The sequence below is a fragment of the Mediterranea sp. ET5 genome (assembly GCF_023337025.1).
GTDB lineage: Bacteria > Bacteroidota > Bacteroidia > Bacteroidales > Bacteroidaceae > Phocaeicola_A.
The window spans coordinates 25857-43552 of record NZ_JAMBLN010000011.1; the positions used below are offsets into that span (position 1 = coordinate 25857).

Here is a 17696-nt window from a genome sequence, read left to right on the forward strand (position 1 = left end):
TTATTTCTGAACCTTTATGGGAGGCAGAACCGTGAAAGCCAGCTTGTCTTTTTGTGCGGGCGAAATTGCTGCTTTCAGGATACTTCCGGTTACCGGAGAATCATTGATGAACAGCTCGGAAATACCGTCTTCAAGATAGGTCTGGATAGCTCGACGAAGAGGACGTGCACCGAACTGGATGTCAAAACCATGATCTGAGATGAAGTCTTTTACTTCATCCGTTACTTCCAGTTTGTATCCTAAGTTTTCTACACGCTTCATCAGTTGTGCCAATTCGAGGTCTACGATGCGGCGGATAGCCGGACGGTCAAGTTGATCGAAAGTAATGATTTCATCGATACGATTGAGGAACTCTGGGGCAAATGATTTGTTGAGAGCTTTCTGGATAATACTCCGTGAATGCTCTTTATCATCATCCACATTCAGTAGTGCTGAAAATCCAATACCTCGTCCGAATTCCTTCAATTGTCGGGTACCAATGTTGGAAGTCATTATGATAACCGTGTTTTTAAAATCTATGGTACGACCATAACTGTCTGTCAAGCGTCCTTCATCCATCACTTGCAACAATAGGTTGAAAACATCCCCATGGGCCTTTTCAATCTCATCCAATAGAATGATAGAGTAGGGGCGGCGCCGAACCTTTTCTGTCAATTGTCCTCCTTCTTCATAACCTACATAGCCCGGAGGAGCACCGACAAGACGGGATACAGTGAATTTCTCCATGTACTCACTCATATCGATGCGTATCAATGCATCCGACGAACCGAACATATATGTAGCCAGTTCCTTCGCCAATAACGTTTTTCCGACGCCGGTTGGGCCTAGAAACATGAATGTCCCAATCGGACGGTTCGGGTCCTTTAATCCGACACGACTTCGTTGGATAGCACGTACCAGTTTGTCCACTGCTGCATCCTGTGCTATGATTTTGCCGGTCAGAGCTTCGCGCATGCCTTTCAATCGGATACTTTCAGCCTGTGCCATCCGTTGTACAGGTACTCCTGACATCATGGACACTACATCGGCAATTTGGCCTTCATCAACCACTTCCCGATTGTCTTTCAGGCTTTCTTCCCAAATACGTTTCATTTCATCCAATTGCAGTTGCATGCTTTTTTCTTTGTCACGGTAGTTTGCTGCCAGTTCATAGTTTTGTGCTTTGACAGCTGACATCCGAAGCTGTTTTAACCGATCGATTTCCTGTTCCTGCTCTTCGATTTCCTTCGGTACGCTGATATTTGTCAGGTGTACGCGTGAACCGGCCTCATCGAGTGCATCAATGGCTTTGTCTGGAAAGTTGCGGTCAGAAATATAGCGTCCCGTCAATTTGACACAAGCTTCCAATGCTTCCTGAGTATAGGATACGTTGTGGTGGTCTTCATACTTCTCTTTGATGTTTTTCAATATCTGGAGCGTTTCTTCCGGAGATGTTGGTTCTACTATCACTTTCTGGAAACGGCGCTCCAAAGCTCCATCTTTTTCGATGCTCTTACGATATTCATCCAGGGTGGTTGCTCCGATACATTGTATTTCCCCGCGAGCCAAGGCTGGTTTCAGCATGTTGGCTGCATCCATTGAACCTGGAGCGGAACCGGCTCCGACAATCGTATGTATCTCATCAATGAAAAGAATAACATCCGGGTTATCCTTCAGCTCTTTGAGAATTGTACGAATGCGCTCTTCGAACTGTCCACGGTATTTGGTTCCGGCCACCACCGAAGTCATATCAAGTGATACCACACGCTTATTGAACAAGACGCGGGATACTTTCTTTTCAATGATGCGCAAAGCTAGTCCTTCAACAATAGCCGATTTGCCTACTCCCGGTTCTCCAATCAGTACGGGATTGTTCTTTTTGCGACGGCTCAATATTTGTGCCAGTCGTTCTATTTCCTTTTCACGCCCTACAACGGGATCCAGCCGACCTAATTCCGCAGCTTTTGTCAAGTCCATGCCAAACATGTCAATCGTCGGAGTGTCATTAATGGGACGCTTCGTTTGTGTCTGCTGGACCTGTTGTCCATTGCCTAAGTTGTTGTTTCCGTTGGATTGTCCAGGAGCATCTTCTTCATCTTCGTCGTAGCCATTCATGCCGGCATTGACGTCGGCTTGTTTCAAGGATAGCTCTTCAAAAACGAGTGAATAGGTAACATCATTCCGTTCCAAGACCTGTGCCGCCATGTTGTCATGCTGTTTTAAAATGGCTAATAGCAGGTGCTCGTCGCTTACGACTTCTTTTTTTAATAAGCGTGCTTCCAGAATGCCTAAACGCAAGATACGTGCACTAGTTTCGTCAAGCATAACTTCGTTTTCATTCGTGATGCGGGCATGTGAGTAAGTATAGTCATTGCTTTGCTTTTCGATGCGTGCTTCTATCTCGTTTTTTATTGTTCCCAAATCTACATACAGCTTCTTTTGTAAAACTTCAATCGCTCTTCCTGAACCTTCCTTAAGCAAGCCCAAGAGCAAATGTTCCGGTCCTACGTGATCGCTATTCAACCGGATAGCCTCCTGCTTGCTGTAAATCAGGATTTCTGATACTTTTTGTGAAAATTGATTGTTCATATGTTTTCCTTGTCTCTCAAATTGTTTACACTTGCAAATATAACAGGGTTTATGTCTCTGTACACTTATCTTTCATTATCTATAACAAATAATATACCAAAGTGGACCTTGGTAGGATGCATGCGCAGATAAAACAAGGGAAAAGAGCATTATTTAACGAGGCTTAGACCATTTATTGGAAGGCAATCTACGGAGCTTTGGAGATATTGAGTGAATCGGGCGAGTTGTTTTATTCAGTTGTTGCAGGCTTAAGGTGTAGTTGTCAGGTAACAAACTGATGAATAGGCCATACCGTTGGGAAACTTGAGGACGTCGGAACTTAAGTTATCCCGTAAGTCGTATAGGAAAAAGGATATGGGCTATACCTATTCGTCTGATGGGATAAACTTATCTATCGTGGGGCTATAATGGAACTTATATGAAACTTTTTTAGCAGTCCTGAAGCTCTCTTTTCTAGCTAAAAAGTTCGGCAGTTCGCAAATTTGTCGTATTTTAGCATGATTTTTGTGAGATGTATAATTAATATTTTATTAAATGCTTGAACAAGATAGGATTATAAAAATTAACATTGAGGAGGAGATGAAAACCTCTTACATAGACTATTCTATGTCAGTCATTGTGGCACGTGCTCTTCCCGATGTTCGTGACGGCTTTAAGCCTGTGCACCGTCGTATTTTATATGGTATGATGGAGCTAGGCAACACCTCTGATAAACCTTATAAAAAATCAGCCAGAATCGTCGGTGAGGTCCTTGGTAAATATCACCCTCATGGCGATTCCTCAGTATATGGGGCTTTGGTTCGCATGGCTCAGGATTGGGCGATGCGTTATCCATTGGTCGATGGACAAGGAAACTTCGGTTCGGTCGACGGTGATAGCCCTGCGGCGATGCGTTATACCGAGGCCCGCTTGAAGAAGCTGGGTGAGGAAATGATGCAAGACCTTTACAAAGAGACTGTAGACTTTCAGAATAACTTTGACGATACCTTACAAGAACCGACTGTTATGCCGACTCGTATTCCTCAGTTGCTTATTAATGGAGCTTCGGGTATTGCGGTAGGTATGGCAACTAATATTCCTCCTCACAACCTTTCGGAGGTAATTGATGCCTGTGTGGCTTATATCGATAATAATGATATTGACACGGCAGGTCTGATGCAATATGTAAAAGCTCCTGATTTTCCGACGGGAGGATATATATATGGTATAAATGGTGTCCGCGAAGCTTATGAGACTGGACGTGGACGTGTCGTGATGCGTGCAAAGGCTGAAATTGAGACTGGTGACACACATGACAAGATTGTGGTAAGCGAGATACCTTATAATGTCAATAAGGCAGAACTTATCAAGAGTATTGCAGAGATGGTCGGCGATAAAAAGATCGATGGTATTTCCAATATTAATGATGAGTCTGACCGTGAAGGCATGCGTATTGTCATCGATGTGAAGCGTGATGCCAATGCCAGCATTGTTCTGAACAAGCTGTTTAAAATGACAGCCCTGCAAACTTCGTTCAGTGTCAACTGTATTGCTTTGGTCCATGGACGTCCCAAGACACTAAGCCTGAAGGATTGTATCAAATATTTTGTTGAACACCGCCATGAGGTAGTCATTCGTCGTACGAGGTTTGATCTCCGTAAGGCACAGGAAAGAGCACATATTTTAGAGGGCTTAATCATTGCCTCTGATAATATTGATGAGGTGATACGTATTATTCGGGCTGCAAAAACTCCGAATGATGCTATCGCGAACTTGATGGAACGGTTTGGATTAAGTGAAATACAGGCGCGTGCTATTGTGGAAATGCGCTTGCGTCAGCTAACCGGACTGTTACAAGACCAGCTTCATGCAGAATATGAGGAAATTAAACGCCAGATAGCTTACTACGAAAGTATCCTGTCGGATGATGAAATGTGCCGTAAGGTTATCAAGGACGAGCTGATTGAAGTAAAAGAGAAGTATGGTGATGAGCGTCGTTCGGAGATTGTTTATGCTTCGGAAGAATTTAATCCGGAAGACTTCTATGCAGACGATGAAATGGTTATCACAATTTCTCATTTGGGGTATATCAAGCGTACACCTCTCTCTGAATTCCGGGCTCAGAACCGTGGAGGAGTGGGAGCGAAGGGCAGTGACACGCGTGATACCGACTTCGTGGAGAACATCTATCCGGCAACGATGCATAATACGATGTTGTTCTTCACCCAAAAGGGAAGATGCTATTGGCTCAAGGTCTATGAAATCCCTGAAGGGTCTAAGAATTCGAAGGGAAGAGCTATTCAAAATCTTCTCAATATTGACCCTGACGACATGGTGACAGCTTTCATTCGTGTGAAGACGCTGAATGATGAGGAATACATCAATAATCACTACTTGCTATTCTGCACCCAAAAGGGAACAATCAAAAAGACTTGTCTAGAACAATATTCCCGTCCCCGTCAGAATGGTGTGAATGCTATTAATATCGTTGACGATGATCGCGTGATTGAAGTACGTATGACGAACGGTGACAATGAGATTATCATAGCAAATCGCAATGGTCGTGCTATCCGGTTCCACGAAAGCGCCGTTCGTGTAATGGGACGTACTGCTACCGGTGTACGCGGTATCACTCTTGATGAAGATGGTAGTGATGAGGTGATTGGTATGATTTGTATTAAAGATCCTGAGAAGGAATCAATTATGGTTGTTTCTGAGCAAGGATATGGTAAGCGTTCTGATATAGAAGATTATCGTATTACAAATCGTGGAGGAAAGGGTGTGAAGACACTTAACATTACTGATAAGACTGGAAAATTGGTTGCCATCAAATCAGTCACTGATGAAAATGACTTGATGATAATCAATAAGTCGGGCATTACGATCCGCCTGAAGGTTGCTGATGTACGTATTATGGGACGTGCTACTCAGGGTGTGCGATTGATTAATCTGGAGAAGCGTAATGACCAGATAGCTTCCGTTTGTAAGGTGAACTCCGAAACAGATGAAGAAGGAGTTGAACTTGTAGATGACGAGAATACAGATATCACTGAATAACTATTAATTATCAAACAATTATGAAGAAAGTATTATTTTCCGTAGCATTAGTGATGGCTTCATGTGTTGCTTTCGGGCAGACCAAAGCAGTAAAAGAAGCCAAGCGCCAGGCAGACGCAAAGAAGTTTGCAGAAGCTGAGCAATTGATTAATCAAGCCTTGGAAAACGCTGAGACCAAAGATGATGCCAATACGTGGAACGTGGCAGGTTACGTCCAGCAAAAAATCAACGAAGAAGAAAATACCAAGGCTTACTTGAAACAGCCCTTTGACACTGTGAAGATGTACAACAGCACGTATAAGATGTTTGAGTTCTTCAACAAGTGTGATGAGTTGGAGCAGATTCCCAACGAGAAAGGCAAAGTGAAAATTAGATATCGTAAGGCAAATGCCGCCACGATGCAACAGAACCGTCCGAATCTGATTAACGGTGGTGTGCTTTACTTTAACAATGGAAATGATGCCGAAGCATATAAGTATTTTAGTATGTATATTGATTCTGCTGAATATCCGATGTTGAAGGAGGCTAATATTGCGGCTACTGACAGCATGATGCCTACCATTGCTTATTATACAGCATTGGCTGCAACGAAGATGGCGCAGGAAGCTGATCAGAATAATAATAAGGATGCTGCCAAAGCCAGCTACCAGAACGTATTGAAGTATGCAGACCTTGCCTCAAACGATAAAGAAAATGGTAAGTTTGCTCTTGAGTTCAAAGCTGGTGCTTACAAGGCTTTGGGTGATACAGCTCAATGGGTAGCGACTTTGCAGGACGGTGTACAGCGTTTCCCCGCACACTCTTATTTCTTTGGCAACTATATTGACTATTGTTCCAATGCTGGTAAATATGCCGAGGCTGTGAAATTTGCCGATGACATGATTGCAAAGAATGGTAATTCGGATTTCTATCAGTACGTAAAAGGGTATCTTTACCAGAACATGAAGGAGTATGATAAGGCAATTGCTGCTTATAAGCAGGCTATCGAATTGAAGCCTGACTATGTTGAAGCTTACTCAAACTTAGGTTTGTGCTATTGCCAGCAGGCTATTGAGTTCGGCGAAAAAGCGGTATCTGATATTGATGATCCGAAATATCAGGAGGAGCAGGCCAAGATTAAGAAGTTCTATGAAGATGCCAGACCCTATTATGAGAAGGCACGCCAATTGGCTCCGGACAAAAAGGATTTGTGGGGTAATGGTTTGTATACCATCTACTACAAATTGAATATGGGTGAAGAATTTAAAGAAATCGAGAAATTGATGCAGATGTAATTGCAGGTTTCCTGAAATAAAAATAAAGGGTTGCATGTCGCAACCCTTTATTTTTATAGGAGTGATTGTGAAGGAAAGATGTAACAATCCTTCGTATTTCGTTTTTGAATTTATCGCTTGGATAATTTACGGAGCAAGTCGCGGTTTAACTCCAGCCATTTTTTATTCCGTTGCTGTATATTCTCTCGAATAGCATTCACGTCGACAATGTAGTCGCTTACTATTTGCAAGAGCGATTCGGGGCGTCTGCGACGACGTTTGTTGGGGTTAATCACCAGGTTCAGAGACTTGGGAATTACTTCCACTGTGATGTCACGACCAGCCATGATGGGGTCGCCATCAAAGTGAATAACCCCTTCTTTCGCACGGTGGATATGGAGTTGCTTGCATCGGTATGTTTTAATACGGCTATTCTGATCAATAGTGCGATTGAACAATTGGAAGGAAAGAGCTGGTACATCAAGGACGGTAAATGGTTCCAAGATCGTCACATCAAGCAGTCCGTCGTGTAGGGAAGCTTGTGGGGCAATATAAGCATTGTTCCCGTATTGGGATGCATTGGCACAGGCGATAAGATAAGCTTTCAGATGTTTGATTTCAGTCTCATTGCTTAGTTCGATATCATACGTTTCCGGTTTGTAGGTAAGACTTTCGTGAAGCATGTTTTCCAAATAGGTAAGCATGCCTCTTCTACCGGATTTAGCAAACTTCATGCTGACGAAAGCATCAAAACCCACTCCGCAAGTGCAGAAAAAAGGGATATCATTGATTTTGCCATAGTCCACACAACTGGTTACACCCATGTTGATGATATCAATTGCCCGTTTGGGATCCATGGGAATTTGTAAATGTCGTGCCAATCCGTTTCCGGAACCACAGGGTATGATACCCAAAGCTGCTTTTGTATGGACCAGGGAACGGCCAATCTCATTGATGGTACCATCGCCTCCGATGGCAACGACCATGAAAGCTCCTTCGGCGGCTGCAATGGATGCCAATTCAATGGCATGTCCGGCAAATTGAGTGGGAGTAACCTCAAAATCATATTTATTGCGGTCCACATATTTGTCAATCATCTCCAGGATAGACTTCTTGCTTTGAGTCCCGGATATAGGATTGACGATGAATGTTATTCTCTGTTTCTCCATGATGTTATCCCTTGATTCTATGTTTCCTATGTTTTGACGAATTGAGTGACAAAGGTATGTAAAAAAGCAATAGCAGGCAAGGACGTTTGTCCTGAAAAGGTTGCATTGTTACATTGGAGTGTCAGTTTATCTTGACAAGATACCTCACTCTTGTAAAAACGATAACTTTTTGGAAAAAAACCGATGAAGGACTTCCACGGATTTATATTTTTCTTATCTTTGCCCCCTGTTTTTAAGACTATAAGCAGAATTTCTTAAAAAACGAATCGGAATATTTAAGAAAAACAGAACAACGTAAGCACGAGGCTTACAGGTAAAAAAGAATATGGGATTATTACAAGACAAATTAGCGAAATATGACCTGCCGCAGCAAATTATGGCAAAGGGCGTATATCCTTACTTTAGATGTATTGAAAGTGGGCAGAACACGGAGGTGATGATGAGCGGTCACAAAGTCTTGATGTTTGGTTCAAACTCTTATCTGGGGTTGACAAACCATCCAAAGGTTATTGAGGCAGCTGTCGAAGCGACACGAAAATATGGTACAGGCTGTGCCGGCTCACGTTTCCTCAATGGTACATTGGACCTCCACTTGGCTTTGGAAAAGGAATTGGCTGAGTTTGTCGGTAAGGAAGAGGCTATTATCTATTCAACGGGTTTCCAGGTAAACTTGGGAGTCGTGTCATGCGTGACCGGACGTAATGACTACATCTTGTGTGATGAACTGGACCACGCCTCTATCGTGGAGGGACGACGTCTGTCATTTTCTACAGCTGCAAAATTTAAGCATAACGACATGGAGGACTTGGAACGTGAATTGCAGAAATGCAATCCAGAGTCCATTAAATTGATTGTAGTAGATGGCGTGTTCAGCATGGAAGGTGATATGGCAAATCTGCCTGAGATCGTACGTCTGAAGAAGAAATACAATGCAAGCATTATGGTCGACGAAGCACACGGACTGGGTGTGTTGGGACGTCAAGGTCGGGGAACCTGTGACCACTTTGGAGTAACCGATGATGTGGATCTCATTATGGGTACCTTCAGCAAATCGCTTGCTGCAATCGGTGGTTTCATCGCCTCTGATGCTTCGGTCATCAATTATCTTCGTCACAATTCTCGTTCGTATATTTTCAGCGCAAGTAATACGCCTGCAGCGACTGCTGCTGCCCGGGCAGCTCTCCACATCATGAAGACTGAGCCCGAACGCATCCAACATTTATGGGATGTAACGAACTATGCGCTGACAAGCTTCCGTCAGCTTGGCTTCGAAATAGGCAATACGTCGACTCCTATTATTCCGCTTTATGTACGTGATATGGATAAGACCTTCCAAGTGACTACGATGCTGTTTGAAGAAGGGGTATTTGTCAATCCGGTAGTTCCACCGGCTTGCTCGCCCAATGACACATTGATTCGTTTCTCTCTGATGGCTACCCATACAAAGGAGCAGGTGGACATTGCTATTGAGAAGCTGGTAAAATGCTTCAAGGCACTCGATATACCTTTGAATCCTGAAAAGTAACGAAGCTCTGCCTCTATTCGGCGTAGCTCTCAAGTAAAATAAAGACGCGGATGATGCGGAACTGTAAAACGGTCCGAGTCATCCGCGTTACGATTTTCTAGGCCCTGAATGTTAGAGAAGATGCCGGGGCAGATACTTGAAATGAAGTAATAAGAATTAGAAAACATAGTACAGTATGAACAATTTTACATTTTATAGCCCTACCGAATTTGTCTTCGGGAAGGGCACAGAGATGCAGACTGGTGAATTGGTACGTAAATACGGTGCTTCCAAAGTACTTATCGTATATGGAGGCGGTTCAGTCGTGCGTAGCGGACTTTTAGAGCGCGTGAAGCAGACATTGGCGCAAACAGGGATACCCTGTATCGAATTGGGCGGAGTGCAACCAAACCCAATTGATACCAAGGTTTATGAGGGTATAGACCTTTGCCGTCGTGAAGGCGTGGACTTCGTGCTCGCTGTAGGTGGCGGCTCTGTCATTGATACGGCGAAAGCAATTGCTGCCGGAGTGCCTTATGAAGGTGATTTCTGGGATTTCTACATTCAGAAGGCTACTGTAAGCTCCGCCTTAAAGGTAGCGGTCGTGTTGACAATCCCGGCAGCTGGTAGCGAAGGCTCGGGCAACTCAGTCATAACCAAAGTCAGTACCCTGCAAAAGATGAGTCTGCGTGCTCCCGAACTGTTGCGTCCTCGCTTTTCTATCATGAATCCTGAGTTGACATTCACGCTTCCGCCTTATCAGACAGCAGCAGGTATTGTAGACATGATGGCACACATCATGGAACGTTATTTCACAAATACTGTTGATACCGAGATTGCGGACCGCCTGTGTGAAGGTACTCTGAAAGCCATTATTACCGAAGCACCTCGTGTCATGGCTGATCCGAAGGATTATGGAGCACGTGCCAATATCATGTGGAGTGGCATGATTGCACACAATGGAACCTGTGGCGTGGGCAATGAAGAGGATTGGGCTTCTCATTTCATGGAACACGAGATCAGCGCTTTATATGATGTCACTCACGGAGCAGGATTGGCTGTGATATTCCCGGCCTGGCTTACTTGGATGGCTTCGCATCATGTCGAGAAAGTCGCTCAGTATGCGGCTCGTGTCTGGGATGTCCCGGTTTCTGAAGACCTGAAGGCGATGGCTTTGGAAGGTGTGGCACGTTTGAAGTCTTTCTTTACTTCCATTGGCATGCCTGTCAATTTCGCCCAATTGGGTGTGGAACATCCGGATATTGAGCTGCTGGTGGAACACTTGCATGCCAATAAAGGAGAGCAGGTCGGATGTTATGTACGCTTGGGACGTAAAGAGACCCGGGAAATCTATGAATTGGCCCTTTAAGAGGTGGGGCTTTGAGTGACCGGGTATAAGCAGGTCAGTCGGACTCTATTTAGATAATTTGCATAAACAAACACAAGATGGAAACACTACATATAAATAAGGTGGAGGTACGTAACCTCCAAATGGACGATTATGCCCAGTTGGCACAATCGTTTACGCGTGTCTATGCCGATAAGGATGTGTTTTGGACACGGGAGCAAATCAAGAAACTCATCACAATCTTTCCTGAAGGGCAGGTGGTGACGGTGGTTGACGACAAGATTGTGGGCTGTGCACTGTCAATCATCGTTGACTATGACATGGTGAAAGGAGATCATACGTATGCCAAGGTGACCGGCAATGAGACCTTTAATACACACAATCCGAAAGGGAACATCCTTTATGGTATTGAGGTCTTCATTCATCCGGACTATCGGGGATTGCGCTTGGCGCGCCGTATGTATGAGTACCGGAAGGAGCTTTGTGAAAAGCTGAATCTGAAGGCTATCATGTTTGGTGGACGCATACCCAACTATCATAAGTATGCCGACCACATGCGTCCGAAAGAGTATATAGAGAAAGTACGTTCACGTGAAATTTATGACCCGGTGTTGACCTTCCAGCTTTCCAATGACTTCCATGTACGTCGGGTCATGAAGAACTATCTGCCCAACGATGAAGAGTCAAAACATTGCGCGACCTTGTTGCAATGGGACAACATATATTACCAGCCGCCTACGCAGGACTATGTAGACAAGAAGACAACTGTACGGATTGGACTGGTGCAGTGGCAGATGCGTTCTTATAATACATTGGATGATGTCTTTGAACAGGTTGAATTCTTCGTGGATGCCGTCTCGGACTACAAGAGCGATTTCGTCCTTTTCCCGGAATATTTCAACGCTCCTCTCATGGCGAAATACAACCACATGGGGGAGGCACAGTCCATCCGTGCGCTTGCCAAGTATACCGAGGAAGTGCGGGAACGCTTTATTAATCTGGCAATCAGCTATAATATCAATATCATTACCGGCAGTATGCCTTATATCAAGGAAGACGGCTCGCTTTACAATGTTGGTTTTCTGTGCCGTCGGGATGGTAGTTATGAGATGTATGAAAAGGTTCACGTGACTCCGGACGAGATTAAGAGTTGGGGCTTGAGCGGTGGAAAAATGGTGAAGACCTTTGACACGGATTGTGCCAAGATTGGCGTGCTGATATGTTACGATGTGGAATTTCCTGAGTTGTCGCGTATCATGGCAGACCAAGGCATGCAGATTCTGTTTGTTCCCTTCCTGACCGACACGCAGAACGGCTATTCCCGAGTCCGCATTTGTGCTCAGGCACGTGCCATTGAGAATGAATGCTTCGTTGCAATAGCCGGTAGTGTGGGCAATCTGCCGCGTGTACACAATATGGATATCCAGTATGCCCAGTCCGGCGTGTTTACGCCATGCGACTTTGCGTTCCCGACCGACGGACGCCGTGCTGAGGCTACTCCGAATACGGAGATGATTCTTGTCTCGGATGTTGACCTTGACCTTTTGAGTGAACTTCATACCTATGGAAGTGTCCGCAACCTGCGTGACCGACGTAGCGACTTGTATGAACTCAAAGTGAAGATGAAAGTGTGATGGTCACTCTATTGGCATTGGTGTGCGGACTGGCTTTAGGCATCTTGATCGGTCTGTTTATTGAACGTGCCAAGTCCCGTCAGTTGCAGACAGCCTTGTCTCTGGCAGAGCGGGAACAGGCACGTCTGCAGGCTGTGGCTGAAGCGATGCGCGTGCAGAGCGAACAGGATGCCCGGCTACTGAAACAGGCAGAGGAAGAACGGCGGCAACAGGCGGAGGTGATGAAGTCGGAGTTCCGTAATCTGGCCAACGAGCTGCTCGAAGCAAAGACGGCTTCGCTCAAGCAAGCCAACGTCGAACAGCTGACTGCTGTACTTACGCCGTTGAAAGAGAATATCGAGCAACTAGGCAAGTCCGTGGTGGAAGGGCGCATCGCGGGGGTGCAGCAGAAGGAGTCGGTCGAACATGCCATCCGCAACCTGATGGAGAAAGCCGAGCGGATAGGAGAGGATGCCGTAAACCTGACGAAGGCGTTAAAGGCCAATCCAAAGGTGCAGGGAGACTGGGGCGAGATGATTCTGGAGCGGATGCTAGAGGAGTCCGGTCTGAGGCGTGGCGAGGAATATTTCATCCAGGAGAACTGCATCACGGAAGATGGACGCAATGTGCGTCCCGATGTCATAGTCCGTTTTCCTGAGAAGCGCAGTGTGATTATAGACTCTAAGGTGTCATTTACGGCCTACGTGAATTACATCAACGCTGTCAGTCCTGACGAACAGGCTCAGGCATTGTCCGCCCATCTGCTGTCGATGCGTGAACATATCAACGAGCTGGCAGGGAAAGACTATTCGAAGGTCGTGAAGGATTCCATAGGCTATGTGCTTATGTTTGTTCCGAACGAGGGGGCATACATTGCGGCGCTGGAGAAAGACCGGGATTTGCTGAACTATGCCTATAAGAAGCGGATTATCCTGATCAGTCCGTCCAACCTGATGATGGCTCTTCAGCTGGCTTACAACTTGTGGCAGAGCGAAAGGCAGACACGCAATGTGGAGGAAATCATTCGGCGTGGCAATTTGCTTTACGAGAAGTTTGTCACTTTTGTAACGGCATTTGAGAAGCTTGGCAAGCAACTGGATGATACACGCCGTCAGTACGATCAGGCCTTTGGGACCTTGGCTCGTGGCAATGGAAATATCATCGTGAGCTTCCATAAGCTGAAAGAACTGGGCTTGACACCGAAGAAGGATATTCCTCCGACGGTGATGGAAAAGACGGAAAACGACCTGATAGAGTAAATGAAGATGCCCGTTCTGGCGGAGCTGGGGGAAGAAGATTGTTGGAAACTCCCCGTGGCAGTCCAGAGCGGGCATCTTTTATTGGATGGCTGTTGCTGAGTGTTACTTCAGTTTGCTGAGCCCCTTTTTTACTTCCTTCAAGGCGGTTACCCAGTCCGTGTCAAGACTGAATGGGGTGATGTAGTTGGGGTCATTGATAAACGAGCCAATGGTCTCGACATCTTTATCGTTGAAGAACGGATGTTCCGCACTGGTTGTGATGAACAGTTCGATTCCCTTGCGACGCAACTCGGTATCCTTGGTCTGGCTCATCCAGGCAATGAAGTCCGTGACATAGGCCTGCATGGCTAAAGCCTGGTCGTCGAGGATCTTATATTGTGCAGCATTTTCAGGCTTGGCCTGTGACTTCATGTAGTTGAGCGCAGTGAAATAGAAGTAGTTTATTTTCGTATTGTAGTCATTCACATCGTTTGTGTTAACCACATGTGAGGCCTTCTCCAACAAGGTGTTGAATACTTCCTGCCCCTGCATGTAACTGGCAGAAAGCAACAAGGCTGCCGATAAAATCCATTTTTTCATAGTTGTAATGTTCTTTTGATGAATTGTTAAGGGTAAGGTATCCTTTCACGTCTCGGACAGACAGGCTAGGATGCATTATCCGATGCCAAAGCTACGCCTTTTTGAAAAAAAAGACAAATAAATAGTGGGGAACTATGGAGCATACCTTCAAATCGCGTACTTTTGTGTGTAAATATAACCCTAATATATCAAGGACTATGAAATACAATGAAATCGGTAAGACCGGCATGAAGGTGTCGAGTCTGAGTTTTGGCGCATCTTCTCTGGGTGGCGTGTTCCATGAAATCAACGAAGGCAGAGCCTTGGAAGCTGTATATACGGCGGTAGATAAAGGAATGAACTTCATCGATGTTTCTCCCTATTATGGTCATTATAAAGCTGAGACGGTCCTGGGAAAGGCCTTGCAGCATATTGACCGGAAGAAATATTATCTCTCGACAAAGGTCGGACGTTATGGAAAGGATGGGGTCAACCTGTGGAACTATTCAGCACAACGTGCCAAGGAGAGTGTATATGAGAGCTTGGAGCGTCTGCACATCGACTATATAGACTTGATTAATGTGCATGATGTGGAGTTCTCCAACATGTTCCAAGTAATCAATGAGACCTTGCCGGCTCTTTGTGAGTTGCGCGATGAGGGAGTGGTGAAGCATGTGGGTATCACCGACCTGCAACCGGAGAACCTCCAGTTTGTCATCGACCGGGTGCCGGAAGGTACGGTGGAGAGTGTCTTGTGCTTCTGCCATTATTGCCTGAACGATGATCTCTTGACCGATTACTTCGATTACTTTGAAAGCAAAGGCATCGGCATCATCAATGCATCGCCTTTCTCCATGGGTTTGTTGTCCAAACGTGGCGTACCGGCTTGGCATCCGGCACCCAAGGCACTGGTGGAGGCTTGCCGGCGTGCGACCGAACATTGTGAGGCAAAAGGCTATCCTATCGAGAAACTGGCTGTGCAGTATGCGGTAAGCAATCCCCGAATCGCGACAACACTGTTCAGCTCTGCCAATCCCGACAATGTCTTGAAGAACATCGCTTATGTGGAAGAGCCTATTGACTGGGAACTGGTGAAAGAGGTGCAGGACATCATTGGAGACCAGAAGCGGGTAGGCTGGGCTAACTCATAACTTTTGCGAATCTAAAACTGGAAATCGATGGATTTTAAGATTATAGATGCTCATTCCCACTTGTGGCTCAAGCAGGACACCGTGGTGAATGGGCTTCCCATTCGTACGTTGGAGAATGGGCGCTCGGAGTTCATGGGGGAGATACGTCAGATGTTGCCGCCATTCATGATTGACGGACGGAACAGTGCGGAAGTCTTCCTCTCCAACATGGATTATGCCCAGGTGTCGGCAGCTGTGGTGACACAGGAGTTCATTGACGGCATACAGAACGATTACCTTTGGGACGTTGTGACGCGCTATCCGGACCGCTTCTTTGTGTGCGGCATGTGCGAGTTCCGCCGTCCCGGTTTCCTGGAGGAAGCCCGTCGGCTGATTGAACAGGGTTTTAAAGCCATTAAAATACCTGCCCATCGCCTGCTCCTTCCGGAAGGGAGAATCATGCTGAACTCACCGGAAATGATGTCGATGTTCCACCTGATGGAGGACAACGATGTCCTGTTGTCCATTGATATGGCGGACGGGGAGACACAGGTCGGAGAGATGAAGGAAGTGATTGCCGAATGTCCCCGCCTGCGTATCGCAATCGGACATTTCGGAATGGTGACCACCGATGGGTGGACCGAACAAATCAAGCTGGCGCGTCATCCCGGAGTCATGATTGAATCCGGAGGCATCACCTGGTTGTTTAACAGTGAATTCTATCCTTTCCGGGGGGCTGTCCGTGCCATTCGTGAGGCTGCGGACCTGGTGGGGATGGACAAACTGATGTGGGGCTCGGACTATCCGCGTACCATCACGGCTATTACCTATCGGATGTCGTATGACTTTGTCCTGAAATCGGACGAGCTGACGGAAGAAGACAAAGCCTTGTTCCTGGGCCGTAATGCAGAGCGCTTCTACGGCTTCAAGCGGCTGGTCGATTTGCCTTACATCAAGAATATGTCTGAGTAAACGTTTACGCAAACACAACGCACATGAAAAAGAATACATATCTAATCCCTTTGTCACTCATCTTCTGCCTCTTCTTCCTGTGGGCCATCAGCAGCAACCTGCTGCCCACCATGATACGGCAGCTGATGAAGACCTGTGAGCTGAACACGTTCGAAGCTTCGTTCACGGAGACGTTCTACTGGTTGGCTTATTTCATTTTCCCCATTCCCATAGCGATGTACATGAAGCGCTACAGCTATAAGTCGGGCATCATCTTCGGACTGGTGCTGGCTGCCTGCGGTGGTTTGCTGTTCATACCGGCTGCCATGATTAAGGAATATTGGGCCTATCTGGGCATCTTCTTCATTATTGCTACGGGTATGTGCTTTCTTGAGACGGCTGCCAACCCCTATGTGACCGCTCTCGGCGACCCGGCGACAGCGCCGCGTCGGCTGAACCTGGCACAGTCGTTCAACGGACTGGGTGCCTTCATTGCAGCCATGTTTCTGAGTAAACTCGTGCTGAGCGGTGACACCTATACCCGGGAGACGCTTCCGCTGGACTATCCCGGCGGGTGGGAAGGATATATCCAGATGGAGACCGACTCCATGAAACTGCCTTACCTCATCCTGGCAGCCCTGCTCATCGTGATTGCCGTGGTCTTTGTCTTCTCCCGTCTGCCTAAAATCAAGGAGGGAGACCATGTGGAGGGCGAGGTGACCGACAGGAAAGAGAAGCTGATAAACTTCAAGGTGCTCCGCCGTTCGCACCTGCGTTGGGGAGTCATAGCCCAATTCTTCTACAATGGCGGACAGACGGCTATCAACAGCCTGTTCCTGGTCTATTGCTGCACGTACGCAGGGTTGTCGGAAGACGTGGCTACGACCTTCTTCGGATTCTACATGCTGGCGTTCCTGGTCGGCCGATGGGTCGGCACGCTGCTGATGGTGCGTTTCCGTCCGCAGGACATGCTGCTGGTGTATGCACTTGCCAATGTGGTTTTGTGCCTGGTGGTAGTCTGCAACGGAGGAACTGTCGGGCTCTATGCCATGCTGGCAATCTCCTTCTTCATGTCCATCATGTATCCGACGCAGTTCTCGCTGGCGTTGAAAGACCTGGGAGCAGACACGAAGAGCGGGTCGGCTTTCCTTGTGATGGCCATCGTGGGAAATGCCTGTCTGCCTCAGCTGACGGCCTATTTCATGCACGTCAATCCTGCCGTTTACTATACGGCGTATCTCGTGCCTCTCGTTTGTTTTGCCTTCTGTGCCTATTACGGATGGAAGGGTTATAAAGTAATTGACTGA

12 protein-coding genes are annotated in these 17696 nt (G+C 46.4%); 9 read left to right on the forward strand and 3 right to left on the reverse strand.

Translation table 11 applies throughout. The features are described from left to right. Nucleotides 1–2568, reverse strand: a complete 2568-nt coding sequence (locus M3087_RS08020) for an ATP-dependent Clp protease ATP-binding subunit (protein ID WP_249094898.1) — start codon at nt 2566–2568, stop codon at nt 1–3. Nucleotides 2569–3102: 534 nt separating this feature from the next. On the opposite strand from M3087_RS08020, the gene gyrA reads away from it, so the two are divergent. Continuing rightward, nucleotides 3103–5604 carry a DNA gyrase subunit A gene (gene gyrA / locus M3087_RS08025; protein ID WP_249094900.1) on the forward strand — a complete coding sequence of 834 codons (2502 nt, stop codon included), beginning with the start codon at nt 3103–3105 and terminating at the stop codon, nt 5602–5604. A 20-nt stretch (nt 5605–5624) separates the two neighbouring features. After that, nucleotides 5625–6878, forward strand: a complete 1254-nt coding sequence (locus tag M3087_RS08030) for a tetratricopeptide repeat protein (RefSeq protein ID WP_022384707.1) — start codon at nt 5625–5627, stop codon at nt 6876–6878. A gap of 110 nt (nt 6879–6988) precedes the next feature. On the opposite strand, the gene M3087_RS08035 is transcribed toward M3087_RS08030, so the two are convergent. Beyond that, nucleotides 6989–8029, reverse strand: a complete 1041-nt coding sequence (locus M3087_RS08035) for a diacylglycerol/lipid kinase family protein (RefSeq protein WP_410796958.1) — start codon at nt 8027–8029, stop codon at nt 6989–6991. A gap of 322 nt (nt 8030–8351) precedes the next feature. On the opposite strand from M3087_RS08035, the gene spt reads away from it, so the two are divergent. The 4 genes from spt to rmuC all read left to right on the forward strand — a co-directional run bounded on the left by spt (nt 8352) and on the right by rmuC (nt 13750). Further along, nucleotides 8352–9551, forward strand: a complete 1200-nt coding sequence (gene spt, locus M3087_RS08040) for a serine palmitoyltransferase (RefSeq protein ID WP_249094904.1) — start codon at nt 8352–8354, stop codon at nt 9549–9551. 175 nt (nt 9552–9726) lie between these two features. Next, nucleotides 9727–10899: an iron-containing alcohol dehydrogenase gene (locus M3087_RS08045; protein WP_249094906.1), complete on the forward strand. Its 1173-nt coding sequence runs from the start codon at nt 9727–9729 to the stop codon at nt 10897–10899. A gap of 77 nt (nt 10900–10976) precedes the next feature. Beyond that, complete coding sequence (locus M3087_RS08050; protein WP_249094908.1) at nt 10977–12512, forward strand: carbon-nitrogen hydrolase family protein; 1536 nt, start codon at nt 10977–10979, stop codon at nt 12510–12512. After that, the gene (gene rmuC, locus M3087_RS08055; protein WP_249094910.1) at nt 12512–13750 is read left to right on the forward strand and encodes a DNA recombination protein RmuC; all 1239 of its coding nucleotides are present in this window, start codon (nt 12512–12514) and stop codon (nt 13748–13750) included. The genes M3087_RS08050 and rmuC overlap by 1 nt, the downstream gene beginning before the upstream one ends. Nucleotides 13751–13852: 102 nt before the next feature. Here the strand turns inward: rmuC and M3087_RS08060 are convergent, their stop codons facing one another. Further along, nucleotides 13853–14329: a hypothetical protein gene (locus M3087_RS08060; RefSeq protein WP_022383981.1), complete on the reverse strand. Its 477-nt coding sequence runs from the start codon at nt 14327–14329 to the stop codon at nt 13853–13855. Nucleotides 14330–14526: 197 nt separating this feature from the next. Between M3087_RS08060 and M3087_RS08065 the strand changes: the two genes are divergently transcribed. From M3087_RS08065 to fucP, 3 genes are read left to right on the forward strand one after another with little or no spacing between them, the layout of a single operon-like run. After that, nucleotides 14527–15459, forward strand: a complete 933-nt coding sequence (locus M3087_RS08065; RefSeq protein WP_249094912.1) for an aldo/keto reductase — start codon at nt 14527–14529, stop codon at nt 15457–15459. A 27-nt stretch (nt 15460–15486) separates the two neighbouring features. Further along, a complete protein-coding gene (locus M3087_RS08070; protein WP_249094913.1) occupies nt 15487–16410 on the forward strand; it encodes an amidohydrolase family protein in 924 nt (307 codons plus the stop codon). Nucleotides 16411–16433: 23 nt separating this feature from the next. Continuing rightward, complete coding sequence (gene fucP / locus M3087_RS08075; RefSeq protein ID WP_022383978.1) at nt 16434–17696, forward strand: L-fucose:H+ symporter permease; 1263 nt, start codon at nt 16434–16436, stop codon at nt 17694–17696.